The sequence below is a fragment of the Brevundimonas sp. CURTG3B2_SDJG genome, from assembly GCF_057364705.1.
On record NZ_JBNFOJ010000347.1, the window covers coordinates 1 to 2,737 of the forward strand.

Consider the following 2,737-nt stretch of genomic DNA (forward strand, 5'->3'; position numbering starts at 1 on the left):
CGGCGAGCCCAAGCGCCGCGAAGGCCGCCTGACCATCCAGGCCGTGGCCGGAGGCGACGAGGACGCCGCCGAGCGCATGCGCTCGCTGGCCTCGGTCCGCCGCGCCCGCGAACGCGAGAAGGAGAAGCGCAAGGGCGGCTCGACCGATACGCCGAACCGTCCGCGCGAAGTCGTCATTCCCGACACCATCACGGTGGGCGAACTGGCCAACCGGATGGCCGTGCGCGGCGTCGACATCATCAAATTCCTGATGCGTCAGGGCATGATGATGAAGATCAACGACATCATCGATTCCGACACCGCCGAACTGGTGGCCGAGGAATACGGCATGGCGGTCAAGCGCGTGTCCGAGTCCGACGTCGAGGAAGGCTTCCTGGCGGAGGCCGACGACACCGACGCGACGGAGGTCCGCGCCCCGGTCGTGGCCATCATGGGCCACGTCGACCACGGCAAGACATCCTTGCTGGACGCGCTGCGGACCACCGACGTGGCCGGCGGCGAAGCCGGCGGGATCACCCAGCACATCGGCGCCTACCAGGTGCGCCTGGCGGACGACCAGCGGATCACCTTCCTGGACACGCCGGGCCACGCGGCCTTCTCGGCGATGCGGGCGCGCGGCGCCAACGTCACCGACATCGTGGTTCTGGTGGTGGCCGCCGACGACGGCGTCATGCCGCAGACGGTGGAGGCCATCCAGCACGCCAAGGCGGCCAACGCCCCCCTGATCGTGGCGGTCAACAAGATCGACAAGCCGGACGCGAATTCGCAGAAGGTGATCAACGAGCTGCTGCAATACGAGGTCATCGCCGAGAGCCTGGGCGGCGACACCCAGATCATCGAGGTGTCGGCCAAGGAGCGGCTGAACCTCAACGGCCTGACCGACGCCATCCTGCTGCAGGCCGAGGTCATGGACCTGCGCGCCAACGCCGACCGATCGGCCGAGGGCGTGGTCATCGAGGCCAAGCTGGACAAGGGTCGCGGCCCTGTCGCGACGGTGTTGGTCAAGCGCGGCACGCTGCGCCGCGGCGACATCGTCGTGGCCGGTTCGTCGTGGGGCAAGGTCCGCGCGCTGCTGAACGAGCGCAACGATCAGCTCCAGGAAGCCGGCCCCTCGGTGCCGGTCGAGATCCTGGGTCTGGACGAAGCTCCCTCGCCGGGCGACGTCTTCGCCGTGGTCGAGAACGAGGCCCGCGCCCGCGAGTTGACCGACTACCGTGAGCGGGTTCGCCGCGAGAAGGCGATCGGCGGCGGCAACCAGGTGTCGCTGGTCGACATGATGGCCAAGCTGGGATCCAAGAAGATCTCGGAGATGCCGGTCATCATCAAGTCGGACGTCCAGGGCTCCGGCGAAGCCATCGCCGGCTCGCTGGAGAAGATGGGCAACGACGAGGTGCGCGCGCGCGTCGTCATGCAGGGCGCCGGCGGGATCACCGAGAGCGACGTGCAGCTGGCCAAGTCGGCCGGCGCGCCGATCCTCGGCTTCAACGTCCGCGCCTCCAAGCAGGCCCGCGATCTGGCCGATCGCGAGGGCGTCGAGATCCGCTACTACTCGATCATCTACGACCTTCTGGACGATATGAAGGGCGTGCTGTCGGGCATGCTGGCGCCGCTGCAGCGCGAGACCTTCCTGGGTAACGCCCAGGTGCTGCAGGTCTTCGACATCTCCAAGACCGGCAAGATCGCCGGTTGCCGTGTCACCGAGGGCGTGGTCCGCAAGGGCGCCAAGGTCCGCATCATCCGCGAGGACGTGGTGGTGCTGGAACTGGGCACCCTCACGACGCTCAAGCGCTTCAAGGACGAGGTCAACGAGGTCCCGTCGGGCCAGGAGTGCGGCATGCACTTCCAAGGCTTCCAGGACATCAAGGCCGGCGACTACATCGAGTGCTTCACGGTCGAAGAGATCAAGCGCACCCTGGACTAGGGTTCCGCTCGGGTATCAGGGACGGCGGCGCAGAAGCGTCGCCGTTTCGCCTTATCCTTCGAGGATCAAAGCCGCCATGCGCCGCATCCTGATCGCCGCCCTGACCCTTTCCGCCATCGCCGGACCGGCCATGGCCGAGATACGCTACCTGGCCTATGACGCTTCGGACCGGATCACCCAAGCGCTGACGCGCGGAGTGACGCTGGAAGCGAACCGAGGCCTGTTCGGGGCGATCAGCGTGCGCAGGATCATCTCGACCTCGAACCGCGGCTCGGCCGATATCCGCCGGGGCGGGCCCGACGCCGTGCGCCGGGCGCTGCCGGAAGGGTCGCGCGAGACCTCGGTCTATACCATCAAGCCGGAGGGCGACGGCCGAGGCCTGTCGCGGGCGCTGTGCCCCTCGGCCGACGCGGCCTGGCTGGTCGTCGGCCGGGTCCGGCTGGGCCGGCCGCTGACCCTGCACGCGGTGGGCCGTTGGGCGGACGGAACCTACCGGCACTGCGTGGCGCTGAGCTACACTTGGCGCGGCGAGTGGGCCGTTCCGTCCGCGCCGGGCGTCGAGGAAGACCTCAGCGCGCCTATCGGGCGATAGGCTTTTGCAGCCGCCGCGCGGCCCGCTAGGGTCGCGTCGATGACCGCCGTCACGACACCGCGCCGCACCGCATCACGCCAGAGGGGGCTGAAGAGCCTCGTCGGCGCGATGAGCTTCGTCTGCCTGGTGCTGTTCCTGCTGGCGATCGAACAGAAGCAGGCGGTCCAGGCGTGGACCGCCGTCCGCGACGGCGCCGCGCCAGCCGCGGGCCGGATCGCGCGCTG

The 2,737-nt window shown here is 68.9% G+C and carries 3 protein-coding genes; all 3 read left to right on the forward strand.

What is annotated here, in order from left to right; all coding sequences use genetic code 11:
* Window positions 1–1,921, forward strand: a 1,921-nt coding sequence (infB, locus tag AC2W7C_RS16335; RefSeq protein ID WP_486002340.1) for a translation initiation factor IF-2, incomplete at its 5' end; no start/stop codon positions are given.
* 76 nt (window positions 1,922–1,997) lie between these two features.
* Entirely contained in the window at window positions 1,998–2,513 is a 516-nt protein-coding gene (locus tag AC2W7C_RS16340) for a hypothetical protein (RefSeq protein WP_486002341.1), read from the forward strand.
* A gap of 39 nt (window positions 2,514–2,552) precedes the next feature.
* The coding region (locus AC2W7C_RS16345; protein ID WP_486002342.1) for a hypothetical protein at window positions 2,553–2,737 on the forward strand (185 nt) is incomplete at its 3' end.

Bases quoted from the DNA above. Each gene is read 5' to 3' on its own strand.
- AC2W7C_RS16340 (WP_486002341.1), top strand. From the start codon at position 1,998: ATGCGCCGCATCCTGATCGCCGCCCTGACCCTTTCCGCCATCGCCGGA.